This window comes from Ilumatobacter fluminis (genome assembly GCF_004364865.1).
GTDB lineage: Bacteria > Actinomycetota > Acidimicrobiia > Acidimicrobiales > Ilumatobacteraceae > Ilumatobacter > Ilumatobacter fluminis.
In genome coordinates this window covers 4,591,909-4,607,799 of record NZ_SOAU01000001.1, presented here as the reverse complement: position 1 = coordinate 4,607,799, position 15,891 = coordinate 4,591,909, and the positions used below count along the sequence as shown (strand labels likewise).

At 68.3% G+C, this 15,891-nt stretch carries 14 protein-coding genes; 6 read left to right on the top strand and 8 right to left on the bottom strand.

Features of this window, described 5'->3' with window-relative positions:
- Entirely contained in the window at positions 1-939 is a 939-nt protein-coding gene (locus BDK89_RS20740) for an LLM class F420-dependent oxidoreductase (protein WP_133870777.1), read from the top strand.
- Between the two features lie 84 nt (positions 940-1,023).
- Here BDK89_RS20740 and BDK89_RS20735 read toward each other — a convergent pair whose 3' ends face one another.
- The gene (locus BDK89_RS20735; RefSeq protein WP_133870776.1) at positions 1,024-1,830 is read right to left on the bottom strand and encodes an acyl-CoA thioesterase; all 807 of its coding nucleotides are present in this window, start codon (positions 1,828-1,830) and stop codon (positions 1,024-1,026) included.
- 48 nt (positions 1,831-1,878) lie between these two features.
- Between BDK89_RS20735 and BDK89_RS20730 the strand changes: the two genes are divergently transcribed.
- A complete protein-coding gene (locus tag BDK89_RS20730) occupies positions 1,879-2,292 on the top strand; it encodes a hypothetical protein (RefSeq protein ID WP_133870775.1) in 414 nt (137 codons plus the stop codon).
- An 84-nt stretch (positions 2,293-2,376) separates the two neighbouring features.
- Here BDK89_RS20730 and hisD read toward each other — a convergent pair whose 3' ends face one another.
- Complete coding sequence (gene hisD / locus BDK89_RS20725) at positions 2,377-3,693, bottom strand: histidinol dehydrogenase (RefSeq protein ID WP_243839264.1); 1,317 nt, start codon at positions 3,691-3,693, stop codon at positions 2,377-2,379.
- An 85-nt stretch (positions 3,694-3,778) separates the two neighbouring features.
- Between hisD and BDK89_RS20720 the strand changes: the two genes are divergently transcribed.
- The 4 genes from BDK89_RS20720 (at position 3,779) to BDK89_RS20705 (ending at position 8,546) form a co-directional block, all read left to right on the top strand.
- Positions 3,779-5,053, top strand: a complete 1,275-nt coding sequence (locus BDK89_RS20720) for an adenylosuccinate synthase (protein WP_133870773.1) — start codon at positions 3,779-3,781, stop codon at positions 5,051-5,053.
- Between the two features lie 92 nt (positions 5,054-5,145).
- Positions 5,146-6,462, top strand: coding sequence for an adenylosuccinate lyase (purB, locus tag BDK89_RS20715; RefSeq protein WP_133870772.1), 1,317 nt, complete (start codon positions 5,146-5,148; stop codon positions 6,460-6,462).
- Positions 6,463-6,611: 149 nt separating this feature from the next.
- Positions 6,612-7,292, top strand: coding sequence for a response regulator transcription factor (locus BDK89_RS20710; protein ID WP_133870771.1), 681 nt, complete (start codon positions 6,612-6,614; stop codon positions 7,290-7,292).
- Positions 7,293-7,304: 12 nt separating this feature from the next.
- Positions 7,305-8,546, top strand: a complete 1,242-nt coding sequence (locus BDK89_RS20705; protein ID WP_133870770.1) for a sensor histidine kinase — start codon at positions 7,305-7,307, stop codon at positions 8,544-8,546.
- 21 nt (positions 8,547-8,567) lie between these two features.
- On the opposite strand, the gene BDK89_RS20700 is transcribed toward BDK89_RS20705, so the two are convergent.
- From BDK89_RS20700 to BDK89_RS20675, 6 genes are all read right to left on the bottom strand, one after another.
- Positions 8,568-10,217, bottom strand: coding sequence for a hypothetical protein (locus BDK89_RS20700; protein ID WP_133870769.1), 1,650 nt, complete (start codon positions 10,215-10,217; stop codon positions 8,568-8,570).
- The gene (locus tag BDK89_RS20695) at positions 10,210-10,722 is read right to left on the bottom strand and encodes an RNA polymerase sigma factor (protein ID WP_166657746.1); all 513 of its coding nucleotides are present in this window, start codon (positions 10,720-10,722) and stop codon (positions 10,210-10,212) included. Before BDK89_RS20695 ends, BDK89_RS20700 begins: the two co-directional genes overlap by 8 nt.
- Positions 10,723-10,889: 167 nt before the next feature.
- Positions 10,890-13,406 (bottom strand): ATP-dependent Clp protease ATP-binding subunit, encoded by a 2,517-nt coding sequence (locus tag BDK89_RS20690; protein ID WP_133870767.1) that lies wholly within the window; start codon positions 13,404-13,406, stop codon positions 10,890-10,892.
- Positions 13,407-13,465: 59 nt separating this feature from the next.
- Positions 13,466-14,821 carry a hypothetical protein gene (locus BDK89_RS20685; RefSeq protein ID WP_133870766.1) on the bottom strand — a complete coding sequence of 452 codons (1,356 nt, stop codon included), beginning with the start codon at positions 14,819-14,821 and terminating at the stop codon, positions 13,466-13,468.
- Positions 14,818-15,153 carry a hypothetical protein gene (locus BDK89_RS20680; RefSeq protein ID WP_133870765.1) on the bottom strand — a complete coding sequence of 112 codons (336 nt, stop codon included), beginning with the start codon at positions 15,151-15,153 and terminating at the stop codon, positions 14,818-14,820. The genes BDK89_RS20685 and BDK89_RS20680 overlap by 4 nt, the downstream gene beginning before the upstream one ends.
- Positions 15,154-15,279: 126 nt before the next feature.
- The gene (locus BDK89_RS20675; RefSeq protein WP_133870764.1) at positions 15,280-15,891 is read right to left on the bottom strand and encodes a hypothetical protein; all 612 of its coding nucleotides are present in this window, start codon (positions 15,889-15,891) and stop codon (positions 15,280-15,282) included.

Sequence of the window (15,891 nt, the reverse complement as noted above, 5' to 3'; positions counted from 1 at the left end):
ATGGAACTCGCCGACCTTCGGATCTTCACGGAGCCCCAGCAGGGCGCTACGTACGACACCCTCCTCGCCGTCGCCCAGCGCGCCGAGCAGCTCGGCTACGGGGCGTTCTTCCGCAGCGATCACTACCTCAAGATGGGCGACGTCAGCGGCCAGCCCGGCCCCACCGACGCCTGGATCACCCTCGGCGCCATCGCCCGCGAGACCTCGACGATCCGCCTCGGCACCCTCGTCACCGCCGCGACGTTCCGCATGCCCGGACCACTCGCCATCTCGGTCGCCCAGGTCGACGAGATGTCGAATGGTCGCGTCGACTTCGGCTTCGGGGCCGGCTGGTTCGAGCAGGAGCACACCGCCTACGGCATCCCGTTCCCCGGCCTCGGCGAGCGCTTCGACAACCTCGAGGAGCAGATGGCCATCATCCACGGCCTCTGGAACACGCCCGAGGGTGAGACGTTCTCCTACGACGGCGACGTGTGGCAGGTCGCCGACTCGCCGGCGCTCCCGAAGCCGGTGCAGGCCGGCGGTCCGCCGATCATCGTCGGCGGCCGTGGCAAGTCGCGCACCCCGAAGCTGGCCGCGACTTACGCGTCGGAGTTCAACATGCCGTTCGTGTCGCGCGACGTGTTCGAATCGCAGTGCGCCGTGGTGCGCGAGGCCTGTGAGTCGGCCGATCGCGACCCGTCGACGATGACGTGGTCGGCGGCGCTCGTCGCCTGCGTCGGCGCCGACGAGGCCGAGTTCGAGCGGCGCGCCGCCGCCATCGGCCGTGAGCCCGACGAGGTGCGCGAGAACGGCGCAGCCGGCACGCCCGAGCAAGTGGCCGAGACGATCCGGGCCTGGCAGGAGTCGGGCGCCGAGCGCCTCTACCTCCAGATCCTCGACCTCGACGACCTCGACCACCTGAACCTCATCGCCGAAGCCGTCGCCCCGCTCCTCTGAGAACAGAAGGGGTCAGGCACCTTCTGTTCCACGAGTCGCTTGACACCCAGCCAAGCTGAACAGAAGGTGCCTGACCCCTTCCGTTCAATCTTTGGGTTCTCGGAGGAGGACCTCTTGGCTGACGGTGGCGATGTGGGTGCCATCGGGTTGGAAGACGTGACCGACGGCGAGGCCGCGGCTGCCGGTGAAGTGATGGCACGAGAAGTCGTGCAACTGCCAGACGTCGGTGCGGAACGGACGATGGAACCAGATCGTGTGATCGAGGCTCACACCGGAATATCGGGGCTCGCCGTCGTCGGTCCGGTACTGCGAGTGGGCCGATCGCACGGTGTCGGTTGCGAGGTCGTCCGACAAGAACGCCAGCCAGCATTGTTGGATGATGTCGGCATCGGGAGCGCCGCTTTCTGGCAACTCGTGAGGGACTCGCATCCACGCCATGACACGCCCTTCGCCATCTCGTTCGACGATGTTGTCGGCGGTCGGTTCGGTGAAACGACGGTCGAAGTCACCCGAGAACGCTGTGTTCTCCACATCGTCGGGCGGGGTGACCGACGGCGCCTGGATCGTCTGCACATCGAGTGACGATTCGGGCTTCTGGAACGAGCACTCGGCGTTCAGGATCGCCCCGATCGCCTGCCGGGCAACCACACGCCTGGTCACGAAGCTGCGGCCGTTGCGGATCCGGTCGACTTCGTAGCGCACGGGCTCCTGATGGTCGCCGCGTCGGATGAAATAGGCGCGGATCGAGTGGGCGCGGAATCCCTCGTCGACCGTCAGCGCCGCAGCACGGAGCGCCTGCGCCACGATCTGGCCGCCGTAGAGGCCACCCCACGGATATCGCGGGCCGGTCCCGACGAAAGTGTCGGGGCCGTGATTCACCAATTCGAACATGTCGGAACCTCTGGAAAGAAATAAAGATCGTGGGATACGATCGTGATCATGGCAGGCAAGCGTGGCCCGAAATCGATGACCGACGAACACAAGGCTGCGCTCGAGCGCGGTCGCGCCGAAGGGCGCATCGTGCGCGACTACCTGGAAGCACTCCGCAACAGTAAGCCGAAACGAGGCCGCAAGCGCACGCCCGATTCGATCAAGTCACGCCTCGCCAAGATCGAAACCGAACTCGAGTCGGCGTCGGCGATCGACGAGTTGCAGCTGGTGCAGGAACGCCGTGATCTCACCGAAGAACTCGAGTCGTTCAACTCGGCGGTCGATCTCACCAAGCTCGAGGGCGACTTCGTGAAGGTCGCCAAGTCGTACGCCGACCGCAAGGGCATCTCCTACTCCTCGTGGCGCGACGTCGGCGTCCCCGCCGCCACCCTCACCAAAGCCGGCATCAAGCGCGGCAGCTAGTCGCCGCTCGGTCGGATGATGTCAGACATCATCCGACACGGCGTGCGGCCTGTACCGGTCAGGTCGGTCGGATGATGTCTGACATCATCCGACGGGGCGGTTGCGGAGGGCGGCGGCGTGGGCGGGGAAGCCTTCGTGGTCGGCGAGGGCGACGACCGACGGGGTCATCCGCTGCAAGGCTCGTTCGTCGGCGCGTGCTATGGCGGTGCGCTTCAGGAACGTCGATGCGGTGACGCCGGAACTGACGTTGGCGAAGCCGCTCGTCGGCAGCGACGCCGGGCAACCGATCACAAAGTTGGCGGCCGAGAACGGGGTGTGCTGGCCGATGAGGATCTCGCCGGCGTTCACCAACCGCTCGACCACGGCGTCGACCGCGTCGTCGGCGACTGCCACCTGCAGGTGCTCGGGTGCGTACTCGCTCGCCACGTCGGCGGCGACGAGCACGTCGTCGGTGAGCACGCAACCGCCGTTCTCGCCGAGAGCGGCACGTGCCGCCGTCGCACGGACCTCGGGCAGGTCGGCCAGCTGACGCTCCAGCTCGGCGTCGACCGCATCAGCGAGTGATCCGCTCGGCGTCACGAGCACGACCGAGCTGTCGGTGCCGTGTTCGGCCTCGATCAGCAGGTCGGCGGCGAGCCGGATCGGATCGGCGGTCTGGTCGGCGACGACCACGCTCTCGGTCGGGCCGAGCAGCATGACCGTGCTCACCCCGTGGCGCTGCATCTCGACCTGGGCGATCGTGACGGCGGGCGACCCCGGTCCCATCAGCTTCGCGACCCGGGGGATGCGCTCGGTGCCGAATCCCATCGCGGCGATGCCGGCCGGGCCGTTCACCCGGAAGATGTCGCGGATGCCGAGTTTGCGGCACACCGTGAGCACGGCGGGGTCGACCTCGCCCGACCCGCCCGGTACGGGCGGCACCACGACGACGATCGTCCCGACGCCGGCCACCTGCGCCGGCACCGCCAGCTGGAACGTGACGCTCGGATAGCTCGCCTTGCCCGACGGCGTGAACAGCCCGGCCGACGCAATCGGGGTGATCTTCTCGCCGACGGTCAGGCCCGGCTCGGATTCGAACGACCAGTCGCCGAACCGTTCCATCTGCTGCTCGTTGAAGGCCCGCAGGTGTTCGATCGAGTCGTCGATCGCTGCGTCGACCTCGGGCGACACCGCCGCCGAGTCGATCTCGTCGTCGGTCACGCGCAATCCGTCGGGTTCGACCTTCATGCCGTCGAACTTCGCGAGGGCCTCGCAGACGGCGACGTCGCCGCGATCGCGCACGTCGAGCAACAGGTCACCGATCGAGGCGCGGAGCCCGTCGTCGAAGATGTCGGCCAGACCGCGATCGAACAGGCCCCGTCGGGCGGCGTCGTCCATCTCGGTCCAGGTCTGCCTGCGCATCACTGCCACGAGAAATGAGGGTATCGGTACGCCTCTGGTACGATCACCACACGTTCCAGTCCGCATTTCTACGGGGAGCGTGCCCATGCCCGTCACCGTCGTCGTCGGAGCCCAATGGGGTGACGAAGGCAAGGCCAAGATCATCGACCTGCTCTCGAAAGAGCACACCTACGTGGTGCGTTACCAGGGCGGCCACAATGCCGGCCACACCGTCGTCGTCGACGGTGAGAAGTACGCACTCCAGCTGGTGCCGAGCGGTGTCCTGTACGATCACGTGATCCCCGTGATCGCGAACGGCGTCGTCGTCGATCTGCCGACCCTGTTCCACGAGATCGACATGCTCGAGAGCCGCGGTATCTCGTGCGCCGACCTCAAGGTCTCCAGCCGAGCCCACCTGATCTTCCCCTGGCACCAGGCGCACGACGCCATCGCCGAGGCGATGCGGGGTGACGACAAGATCGGCACCACCCTCAAGGGCATCGGCCCCGCCTACGCCGACAAGGCCCGCCGCGTCGGTGTGCGGGTCGGTGAGGTTGTCGACCTCGATCACTTCGCCGAGACGGTCCGGGCCCGTGCGATCGCCGAGAACCTCGTGATCGTCCAGGCCGGCGAGGAGCCGCTCGACGTCGACGAGATCGTCGAGCGCTTCGTCGAGTTCGGTCGCCGCCTCCAGCCGTACGTGGCCGACACGGTCACCCTGCTGCACGACGCCCTCGCGCAGGGATCGCAGGTGCTGCTCGAGGGTGCCCAAGCCACGTTCCTCGACCTCGATCACGGCACCTACCCGTACGTCACGTCGTCGAACCCGACCGCGGGCGGCGCGTGCGCCGGTTCGGGTCTCGGGCCGCGCGACATCGACCGCATCGTCGGCATCACCAAGGCGTACACGACGCGTGTCGGTGCCGGACCGTTTCCGACCGAGCTGCTCGATGCCGACGGCGACACCCTGATCGACGTCGGCAAGGAGTTCGGCACCGTCACCGGCCGGCGTCGTCGCGCCGGCTGGCTCGACTGCGTGATGCTGCGCCAGGCGGTGCGCCTGAACAGCCTGACCGAACTCGCCCTCACCAAGCTCGACATCCTCGACGGGTTCGACGAGGTGAAGGTGTGCACCGGCTACCGCCTCGACGGCCAGGCGATCGACTACTACCCCGACCGATCCGACATCCTCGCCCGGGTCGAGCCCGTCTACGAGACGCTGTCCGGGTGGAAGACCGACCTGTCCGGTGCCCGCGAGCGCGGCCAGCTGCCGCCGGCGGCTCAGGAGTTCCTGGCGATCGTCGAACGCGAGGTCGGTGTGCCGGTCAACGTCGTGGGTGTCGGCGCCGAGCGCGACGACTACCTCCTCTGGACCGCCTGATGCCCGCCGGGTCGGGTGATCTTGCGAAACGCCTCGGCTGCGCCTCGCCGTTCCGTACGACACCTGACCCGAAGTGACCCGAGAGGACGCTGATGATCCCCCGCTACTCCACGCCCGAGATGACCGACGTCTGGTCCGACACCTCCAAGTGGGGCCGGTACCTCGAGGTCGAACTGCTCGCCACCGAGGCGCACGCCGAGATCGGTGTCGTGCCCGCCGACGATGCGGCGTCCTGCCGGGCCAACGCTCCCACCGCCGACGACGCCTTCGTCGAGGCGATCCTCGAACGCGAAGCGGTCACCGATCACGACGTCGCTGCGTTCGTCGACGTCGTCCAGTCCGCCATCATCGACGCAGCCGGTGTGGACGACGGTGCCGCCAAGTGGATCCACTACGGCATGACGTCGAGCGACGTCGGCGACACCGTGTTGTGCTGGCAGCTGCGCGACGCCGCCGACATCCTCCTCGCCGAGATCGACCGCCTGATCGAGGTGCTCGTCGGCCTCGCCCGTGAGCATCGCGACACCGTCATGATCGGGCGCACCCACGGCGTGCACGCCGAGCCGACCACGTTCGGGGCCAAGGTCGCGCTGTGGGCACTCCAGGTCGCCCGCGACCGCACCCGCCTGCAGGCGGCCCGCGACACCGTCGCCGTCATGAAGCTGAGCGGCGCGGTCGGCACGTACTCGAACGTCCCGCCGTCGGTCGAGGCGTTCGTCGGCAACGCGCTCGGCCTGCAGCCGGTGCCCGCCACCCAGGTGATCGCCCGCGACCGCCACGGCGAGTTCTTGTACGCATGCGCCTCGATCGGCGCGACGTGCGAGCTGATGGCGGTCGAGCTGCGGCACTTGCAGCGCACCGAGGTGCGTGAGGCGCAGGAGGGCTTCAAGCCGGGTCAGAAGGGTTCGTCGGCGATGCCGCACAAGCGCAACCCGATCTCGGCCGAGACGGTCAGCGGCCTGTCCCGTGTCCTCCGCTCGAACCTGCTCGCCGGTTTGCAGGACGTCGCCCTCTGGCACGAGCGCGACATCTCGCACTCGTCGGTGGAGCGCGTGGTGCTGCCCGACTCGTCGCACTTGGCGCACTATGTGATGCGCCGGATGGGGCGCCTGCTGTCGAACCTGGTCGTCTTCCCGGAGCGGATGCAGGCCAACCTCGACGCCAGCTACGGGCTGGTGTTCAGCCAGCCGGTCCTGCTCGGCCTCGTCGCCAGCGGGCTCACGCGCGACGACGCCTACCGGATCGTCCAGCGCAACGCGATGCAGGCGTGGGACGACGGTGTCGACTTCCGCTCCCTGCTCGAGGCCGACGACGAGGTGCCGAACGACATCCTCGACGACGCCTTCGACCTCCGCCGCAGCCTCAGCAACCTCGACACCATCTTCACCCAACTCGACGACCTGCCCTGAACTGACAACCGCCTCGCCCTGGGGGCGAGGCGTCACCTGTGGCACCTGACCCGAAGGAACTGACTCGGGCGGAGGCGGATCGATGACTCGTTGTGGGTTCGATGCGCGCGGCGCGTGATCTGGCGGTCACGGTGGCGTACGATGGGCGGGTGACCACGATCTTGCTGGTTGAGGACGACGAACGGATCAGCGAGCCCCTGCTGCGCGTGCTCGGTGGTGAGGGATACGAAGTGGTCCACACCTCGACCGGTGGCGACGGCTTGCAAGCCCTCGAAGCCCGCTCACCCGACCTGCTCCTCCTCGACCTGACGCTGCCCGACATCGACGGCCTCGACGTGTGCCGCAAGGTCCGCGAGGACCGTCCCGAGCTCCCGATCATCATGCTCACCGCCCGTGCGGAGGAGATGGACATCATCGTCGGGCTCGGCGCCGGTGCCGACGACTACGTGCCTAAGCCGTTCCGGCTGGCCGAGCTCGTCGCTCGCATCAAGGCTCGTCTCCGTGTCGCCCAGGTCGCCCAGCAGATCCCCCGGGAGCTCACGGGCGGCCCGCTCCGAGTCAACACCGAGTCACGCCGCGCCTATCTGAACGGCGACGAGCTCGAGCTGACCTCGAAGGAGTTCGACCTGTTGGCGCTCCTCATGAGCAAGCCCGACGCCACCTTCACGCGCGAGCAGATCATGGCGACCGTGTGGGACGAGAACTACTGGGGGTCCACCCGCACCCTCGACACCCACATCTCGACGCTCCGCCGCAAGATCGGTGACGACTCCGATCCGCCCACGCTGATCGTGACGGTGCGCGGCGTCGGCTTCCGCTTCGAGGGGTAGCCCCACCCGGCCATGCGCCGCCGCCTCGTCGTCTCCACGATCGCGATCGTCCTCGTCGTGCTCGGCACGCTCGCGCTCCCGGTCGGGATCATCGTGTACAACACGGCGGAGGACCAGCTCAACGCACAGCTCGCCGATCAGGCGACCGCGGTTGCCGGCACGATCACCGAGAACGAGTTGCTCGGACGCACGACGCTGTATGCGCAGCTCGACAACGATCTCGCGGCCGGTGAGGGGCTCGAGATTTTCGGACCGAACGGTGAGGAGCTGTACAGCAATCCGGCGGTCGCCGACTCGACACGAGAGGCGATCGCACGAACGGTCGGCGGTGAGACGGTGATCGTGTCGACCTCGGCCGACCTGCTAGACGAGAACTTCCAGTCGCAGCTGCAGGTGCTCCTGTTGTTGGCGCTGGGTGCGATCGCTGCGGCCGCCGGTCTGGCAGCGGTGCAGGCACACCAGCTCGCTCGTCCGCTCGAGCGGCTGTCCCGCCGTGCGGGCGCGATCGGCGAGGGCGACTTCTCACTCGGTCCGTTCGTACGCACCCGGATCCCCGAGATCGACGGCATCGGCTCGGCGCTCGAGACCAGCTCGCAGCGCGTGCACACGATGCTGGCGAACGAGCGGCACTTCACCGCCGATGCGACCCACCAGCTCCGGACCGGGATTGCCGGGATCGCGATGCGGGTCGAGATCATGACGATGAATCCCGAGCCCGACATCGCGAACGAGGCCCGCACGATCCTCGCCCAGACCGATCAGCTCAACGCAACGATCGACGAGCTGCTCGCGGCCGCCCGGAACCGGTCGACGAGCGAACGTGGCGACTTCGACCTCGTCGCCCTCGTGGAGCACCACGTGGAGGAGTGGGAGCCTCGCTACGCGACGGCTCGCCGCCACATCGGCATGGTCGTGAGTTCGGCGCCGCCGCTCGTCCACGGCACGCGCGGTCTGGCCGGTCAGGTGATCGACGTGCTGATCGACAACGCGTTGCGTCACGGCGCCGGTTCGGTGACGGCACTGATCGACGGGCCGAGCGTGACGATCATCGATCAGGGCCCGGGGGTCGACCCCGAGCGCCTGAAGGTGCTGTTCGACGGCCCGGTCGACCCGGCCGCACGCCACGGCCGTGGCCTGTCGTTGGCGCGGCGCCTGGCGCAGGTCGACGGCGCCTCGCTCGACGTCGTGGGCAACCGACCGCTCCGCCTTCGCCTCACCCTCCCGAGAGCCGACTCGGCCCCGAGCGGCAACTGACGCCAGGGCTGCAGAACGTCGTCAGACGCAGGGTTCGGTCGTGAAGTCCTGATGACCTCGCCCCGGCTGGCACGCTTGCGTTGCCCTCCCAGCCGTCACGTCGTACGTCCGGCTGTCGACCTGCTCGATGATCAGCTCCCACCGGACGGCGCCGACGGAGTCATCGAAGAGGTTCGACGTCGTGACCGTCGCCGTCCATTCGGTCTCGCTCCGGCGGTCGATCTCGACGGTTCGGATCTCGTTGACGTCGGCGGCCGGTGCGATGGCGTCGACGAACTCGACGACCGATCCGGCCAACACGTCGGTCGTGTCGTCGAAGGTCAGCGAGCGGTCGGGCTCGATCGTCACGTCCCCGGCCCACTGCGCGGCACCGTTGGCGAACGGGTCGACCCGGGCGAACTGGGTCGCGAGTTCGGAGACGTCGCCGAGGAGGATGCGACCGGCCGGGTCGGCGTCGGCGGCGACGACCAACTCCGGGCCCAAGACGACCTGATCGAGGCGGCCGTCGGCGTAGCCGCGGGCGAGGATCGAGCCGCCGCTACCGAGCTCGTCGGCCACGAACCCGCCGTCGAACGTCGCGGTGAGGTTCGGCATGCCGCGCGACATCCAATCCCCGGCTGGTTCGTAGGTCCAGCTGCGCGTGCTGCCATCCGGGTTCTTCCGGTTCACGGTGAGGGCGGGATACTCGATCTCGACGACGAAGAACGGTGTCTCGAGTGCGATCGGTTCGCCGTTGCGACCGAGCCACGGCACGAGGACGTCGGCGTCGGGCGCCGGTCGGATGGTGTCGGGTCCACAACAGCCGACGCTCACGAGCCCGTCCCGTGTCGGGACCAGCGACGAGTCGCCCACCGTGTTCGCGACGCCGGACCATCGTCCGATCTCGCGACCGGCGTCACCGTCGGCGAGCGTGATGGCGACGACGTCGGCCGCGAGCTCGTCGGGGACGGCTGGCGCAATCGAGAGGTAGACGACGTCATCCGGGCCCGCCGCCAGCACGAAGCCGGCGTCGCCGAACTCGCTCGGCAGGCTCGTAGCGACCTCTGGGACGCCGTGGCGGGTCAGGGTTCGTGCCGTCGGCTCATAGGTGATCGGATGGCCAGCGGCGTCGTGGACGAGTTGCGTGCACTTCGCCGCGCCCAGAGCGCAGGAACCGGGTATGCCCGAGCCCTCCAATCGGAAGTCCCGCCAGTCGGACGTCTCGATGTCGTCGGTCGATGCCGCTGTGGTCGCTGGTGAAGACGTGCTCGTCGCCGGATCGGTCGTCGTGGACGCAGTGGGAGCTGGCGTCACCTCGGTCGGCGGTGGGACGGCCGGTGCGGTGGTCGCCGGTGCGGTCGCGGGGGTCGTCACAGTCGCGGTCGTCGGTACGGTCAACAACGCGTCGATCGGGGCCTGAGACGACGACGGCGTCGACCCGTCGATCGTCACGACGTCGTCGCCGGTGCCGCGTGTGAAGAGGATGCCGGCGCTCAATGCGAAGGTGAGCGCCGCCGCGGCCGTCAACCAACCTGCGACTCGTCGATGTCGAGGTCGGCGCAGCGCCACCGCGGTCGTGCCGGTCGAGGAGTGCACTGCGTCGAGTGCTCCGTCGACGTCGAGGTCAGCCTCTGCCTCGGCGCGTGCCGCGCGTGCGAGCTCGCGCATGCGGTCGTCGAACGGGTCACTCATCGTCGCCTCCGATCTCGCCGGCCCCGTGCTGCTTGCGGAGCGTTCGGCGTGCTTTGAACAGGGCTGCCTTCACGGCGCCTCGACTTGTGCCGAGGAGGGCGGCGATCTGGGCGACCGACAGATCATCGGCGTAGTAGAGCGTGACGATCATGCGATGGCGGTCGGGGAGCGGCGCCACGAGCTCGTTCCAGCGATCGAGCGCCGTGATCGGTGTGCGGTCCTGACGTGTCTCGTCAACGAGTCGGTCGGCGAGTCGGTCGACGGCGCGCCGCTCGGACACCACGGAGCGGTGATGGTCGATCAGGAGGTTCGTCATGACCGTGTGGCACCAGGCCGCCGGCGCGTCGTACGTCGACAGCTCCTCCCAGCGAGCGTGGGCTCGCAGCATCGTCTCCTGAGCGAGATCGCGAGCGATGTCGGCGCGGCCGGTCTTCAGCGCACCGAGTGACACGAGCCGCGGGAACACCTCGCGGAACACCGTGTCGAAGTCGTGGGTCGTCGCCACCGTCACGAACCGTGACACGGATCAGGGGCGTCGCCGGTTACTCGTGGTCGTGACCTGTCCGAAAAAACCAATCGCCCCCTCCAGACGGCGGGAGTCCTGGAGGGGGCGAGCGGAAGGAAACATCAATAGGTTCCCATACCGACTGTCAGTGGCCGGACAACGCGAAGTCAACTTTCCGTGAAATCGGCGACCTCGAGCCGAAGTGAACGCTGATCAGGGTTTTCGCGGTCGACGACGACCCGCAACGTGCTCCCCTCGGGCGCCTTGCCCTCGAGGATGAACACGGCGGCCTGGTCGCCGAGCTCGCGTTGGATGACCCGCTTGAGCGGCCGCGCGCCGAACGCAGGATCGAAGCCGGCCTCGGCCAGCAACGACATCGCGTCGTCGGTGACATCGAGCGCGATCCGACGGTCGGCCAGTCGGCGACGCAGGTGCTCAAGCTGGATCCCGACGATGTGCCGCAGGTCGTCCTCGGTGAGGGCCCGAAACCGGATGATGTCGTCGACCCGGTTGACGAACTCGGGCTTGAAGAACTCGCGCGGATCGCCCGGCAGGTTCGACGTCATGATCAGCACCGTGTTCGTGAAGTCGACCGTGCGACCCTGGCCGTCGGTGAGACGACCGTCGTCGAGCACCTGGAGCAGCACGTTGAACACGTCGGGATGCGCCTTTTCGATCTCGTCGAGCAGCACCACCGAGTACGGGCGGCGACGAACGGCCTCGGTGAGCTGGCCGCCCTCGTCGTAGCCGACGTACCCCGGGGGCGCACCGATGAGGCGCGACACCGAGTGCTTCTCCATGTACTCGCCCATGTCGATGCGGACCATCGCCCGCTCGTCGTCGAACAGGAACTCGGCGAGCGCCCGGGCGAGCTCGGTCTTGCCGACGCCGGTGGGGCCGAGGAACATGAACGATCCGATCGGCCGGTTCGGGTCGGACAGTCCGGCCCGGCTGCGACGGATCGCGTTCGACACGGCGACGACCGCGTCGTCCTGGCCGATCACCCGCTGGTGCAGCATGTCTTCGAGGTGGAGCAGCTTCGTCATCTCCGACTCCATGAGTCGGGTCATCGGCACGCCCGTCCACTTGGAGACGACCTCGGCGATGTCTTCGGCGTCGACCTCTTCCTTCAGCATCGGCTGCTCCGACTGCAGGTGATGGAGGTGGTCGGTCGCCTCCTCGATGCGGCGCTCGAGTTCGGGGATGCGTCCGTAGCGGATCTCGGCTGCCAGGTTGAGGTCGGTCTCGCGCTCGATCTGGGTGCGCAGCTGCTCGAGCTCTTCTTTCAGATTGCGGATCGCGTCGATGCCCTGCTTCTCGGCTTCCCAGTGCTGCTTCATGTCGGCGAGCTGCACGTTGAGGTCGGCCAGTTCGTCGTGGAGCGCGTCGAGTCGCTCCTTCGACGCGTCGTCGCTCTCCTTCTCGAGCGCGACCTGTTCGATCTCGAGCTGGAGGATGCGGCGCTCGACGATGTCGATCTCGGTCGGCATCGAGTCGATCTCGATGCGCAGCTTCGACGCCGCCTCGTCGACGAGGTCGATCGCCTTGTCGGGGAGGAAGCGGTTGGTGAGGTAGCGGTCGGAGAGCGCCGCTGCGCTGATGAGCGCGGAGTCCTGGATGCGCACGCCGTGGTGCACCTCGTAGCGCTCCTTGAGGCCGCGCAGGATGCCGATCGTGTCTTCGACCGTCGGCTCGCCGACGTACACCTGCTGGAACCGACGCTCGAGTGCGGGGTCTTTCTCGACGTACTTGCGGTACTCGTCGAGCGTGGTGGCACCGATCATGCGCAGCTCTCCGCGTGCGAGCATCGGCTTGATCATGTTGCCGGCATCCATGGCGCCCTCGGCGCCGCCGGCGCCGACGATCGTGTGCATCTCGTCGACGAAGGTGATGATCTCGCCCTCGGCGTCGGTGATCTCCTTGAGCACCGCCTTGAGCCGTTCCTCGAACTCGCCGCGGTACTTGGCGCCGGCCAGCATCGAGCCGACGTCGAGCGCGATCAGGCGCTTGCCCTTCAGGCCTTCGGGCACGTCGCCGTCGCTGATGCGACTGGCGAGCCCTTCGACGATGGCGGTCTTGCCGACGCCGGGTTCGCCGATCAGCACCGGGTTGTTCTTCGTGCGGCGCGACAGCACCTGGATGACGCGACGGATCTCGTCGTCGCGTCCGATGACCGGGTCGATCTTGCCCTCGGCGGCGCGCTGGGTGAGGTCTTGGCCGTACTTCTCGAGCGCGGCGAACTTCTCTTCGGGGTTCTGGTCGGTGACGCGATGGCTGCCGCGGACGTCTTTCAGGACGGTGAGCAGCTCATCGGTCGAGACGCCGAGCCGGTCGGCCATCGCGAGCAGCAAGTGCTCGACCGACAGGTAGTCGTCTTTCAGGTCTTTGCGGAACTGGCCCGCCTGATCGGTGACCTGGTTGAGCTCGCGACCCATGCGCGGCTCGTCGCCACCGTGGGCCTGGGGAAGCTTGTCGACCTGGGCGAGGGCGCGATCGCGCACCATGCCCGGCGACTGACCGAGCTTCGCGAGCACGGGCGCGACCACGGTGCCTTCCTGGCTCGTGATGGCCACGAGCAAGTGGTCAGGGGTGAGTTCGGGGTTGGACTTCGCCTTGGCCTGGTCGATGGCCGCGGCGAACGCCTCCTGTGTCTTGACCGTCCAGGTCTTCGGGTCGAACGCCATGCGTGCATCGTACGGTCTCGTCCTAAACTTGACAACAAGCGACTCAGGTTTTCTTCACACTACGATTCAGGCACGGACACGTCGACGGCGACGAGGGCCCCGTCGGCGTCGTAGCCCTGCGCCGAGATCGACGCCAGGAACGCCACCACGTCGGGATGATCGACGTCGGCGACGTGGTCGATGTAGTTGCTCGGATGGTGCCCGACCCCGTCGCCACCGCCCTCGAACACGTCGACGACGTGATCGCCGTTGCGCCGCACGCCCGGATCGAGCACCAGCAGGTCGAGTGCTGCGCCCTGCGCCACGGTCCAGTCGTGCTGGATCGTGCCGAGGGTGATGTCGGCCAGTTCGTCGGCGTGGTCGACGAGGAAGCCACCGGCGTCGACGACCGTGCCGGCGTCGTGGCGGACGGCATCGACCACGTGGCCGACCGCTCCCACCACGTCGAATCGGAGTGCGTCCGACAGCGCATTGGCCCGCTCGGTCACCGATCCGGCCGCATTCGAGTGGCCGAGTCCTTCGACGATCACTGCGGCGTCGCGGTTGTTCTGCAGCACGAGCACGTCGGTGCCCGCGACGACGTCGGGCAGTTGCGGCTGCGAGTGGTAGCCGGCGGCGACCACGTGGGTCACCGTGTACTGCTCGCCGTTGAACGTGGGGTCGGCGGCCAGGTCGAGCGCCGTGTCGGCCCCGAACGAGTGGCCGACGATCATCAACTCCGAACCGTCGGGCACGCCGCGTGCGCGGAGGGCCTCCCACACCAGCGACGCGTACCGGTTGTCGGCGACGCTCGACGAGCGCGAGGACGGGACGGCGTACTGGTCGAGGTCGCGCACGCTGCGGTGCTCGTCGCTGAGGAACAGGTCGGGGCTCGACAGGTCGGTCACGCCCGGCAGGACGACGATGTAGCGGTCGTCGGCGAGTTGGACGACGGCGAACTCGTCCTGTCGGATCTGCATCGGGTCGGACAGGTCGGCGAGCAGGCGCCCGACGAGTGACCGGGCTCGCGAGACGGGGTCGGTGCCGAACACGTGAAGCGGTCGCCGGAGCTCGCCGTCGAACACGCCGCCGAGGTCGCCACCATCCGGGGACGCGCCGAGGAGATCGCGCACGACACCGAACGCGCCGTGCCGTCCCTCGACGCCGCTCGCGAGCCGCCACAGGTCGGTGGCGTCGAGCGGTGTGATGTCGGCGTCGGTGAGTCGGTCGGCCGTCAGCGTGAGGAACGCGGCGTTGCGCCACAGCTCCTCGGCCGACTCCTCGAGCGCCCGCCGCCCGGCGAACCCGTGTCCGGTCAGGTCGAGTTCGTCGAGGCGGGAACGCCACGCGAACGCCTGGTCGTAGAGCGAGTTGCCGATCATCGACATGCCACGTGCGACGGCACGGGCGGCGATCGGGTCGAGGGCGACGGTCATCCCGTGACCCAGCGGGCGGGCGGGATCGGGTGGGGCGTCGACAGTCGCAGGATCAGCGGGAGCGACCGCCACACCATCACCTCGTGGTCGTAGGCCTCGCAGACCGCCGCTCGTCGGTCGCACTCGGCCGCCAGTTCGGTCGCCTCGTCGGCGGCGAGCGCCAGGTGGGTGCCGACCGCGTCGACCGACGCGTCGTGGATCGTCGCCACCGGTCCGAGGGCGCCGATCATCGTCGCGTCGAGTCGGCGGTGGGCGGTGGCGATGTCGGTGAAGCCGGTGCTGGCTCGGCGCAGGTCGGCGGCGGCGTTTCGGTAGGACGAGGCTCGGGACATGGGTCACCTCCGGGTGAGTCCGGGTCGGTTCGGGCGAGGTGCCGATGCCTCACGAACCTACGAGCCGACCCAGTGCGGCGACATGGGGACAACTCCCCGCCGCTACCGGGCGTCGACGCGCCGGCGTCAGCCGCAGGTGATGTCGAACGAGACCGGTTCGGCCCCGTCGAAGTTCGCGCTGCCCGTGATCGTCAGCCCGTCGCGCTCGAACGAGACATCGTTCGTCTCGTCGCCGGAGAAGTCGGCGCCGAGCTCGACGTAGGGCTCGCCGTCGTTCACCCGGAACGTGAACTCGAGGTCGTCGTCGAGCTTCACGATGATGTTGGCGTCGCCCTCGAACGCCGGGTTGACCGCCTCGCAGATGAGGAAGTCGCCGTCGAGGTCGATGTAGCCCCCCGACTCCATGTCGAAGACCTGCGCGAACCCTTCGGCCTCGTACGTCTCGGCGCCCTGCGTGACGGTGGCGGTCGGGTCGGCCAGATCGGCGCCGGGGTCGGCCGGCACCTCGTCGATCTCGACACCGCCTTCCACGAGCGTGGTGGCCACGGCGACGGCGTCGTCGGACGGCGGTGCGGTGGGTGGCGCGATCGACTCGGCACCCGACGCCACATCGGCGGTCTCGACGGCACCGTCACCTCCGTCGACTGCGTCGCTCGAGTCGTCGCCGCCGCCACATGCGGCGAGCGCCATCACGGCGACGAGCGGGACGATCGTTCGGAGGGTGGAGGGGATCCGCAT

Excerpts from the sequence above, each read along its gene's own strand:
- BDK89_RS20735 (WP_133870776.1), bottom strand. The coding sequence starts at position 1,830 with ATGTTCGAATTGGTGAATCACGGCCCCGACACTTTCGTCGGGACCGGC.
- BDK89_RS20705 (WP_133870770.1), top strand. The coding sequence starts at position 7,305 with ATGCGCCGCCGCCTCGTCGTCTCCACGATCGCGATCGTCCTCGTCGTG.
- BDK89_RS20730 (WP_133870775.1), top strand. The coding sequence starts at position 1,879 with ATGGCAGGCAAGCGTGGCCCGAAATCGATGACCGACGAACACAAGGCT.
- BDK89_RS20685 (WP_133870766.1), bottom strand. The coding sequence starts at position 14,821 with ATGACCGTCGCCCTCGACCCGATCGCCGCCCGTGCCGTCGCACGTGGC.
- BDK89_RS20675 (WP_133870764.1), bottom strand. The coding sequence starts at position 15,891 with ATGCGGATCCCCTCCACCCTCCGAACGATCGTCCCGCTCGTCGCCGTG.
- BDK89_RS20700 (WP_133870769.1), bottom strand. The coding sequence starts at position 10,217 with ATGAGTGACCCGTTCGACGACCGCATGCGCGAGCTCGCACGCGCGGCA.
- BDK89_RS20740 (WP_133870777.1), top strand. The coding sequence starts at position 1 with ATGGAACTCGCCGACCTTCGGATCTTCACGGAGCCCCAGCAGGGCGCT.
- BDK89_RS20680 (WP_133870765.1), bottom strand. The coding sequence starts at position 15,153 with ATGTCCCGAGCCTCGTCCTACCGAAACGCCGCCGCCGACCTGCGCCGA.
- purB (WP_133870772.1), top strand. The coding sequence starts at position 5,146 with ATGATCCCCCGCTACTCCACGCCCGAGATGACCGACGTCTGGTCCGAC.
- BDK89_RS20720 (WP_133870773.1), top strand. The coding sequence starts at position 3,779 with ATGCCCGTCACCGTCGTCGTCGGAGCCCAATGGGGTGACGAAGGCAAG.
- BDK89_RS20690 (WP_133870767.1), bottom strand. The coding sequence starts at position 13,406 with ATGGCGTTCGACCCGAAGACCTGGACGGTCAAGACACAGGAGGCGTTC.
- hisD (WP_243839264.1), bottom strand. The coding sequence starts at position 3,693 with ATGCGCAGGCAGACCTGGACCGAGATGGACGACGCCGCCCGACGGGGC.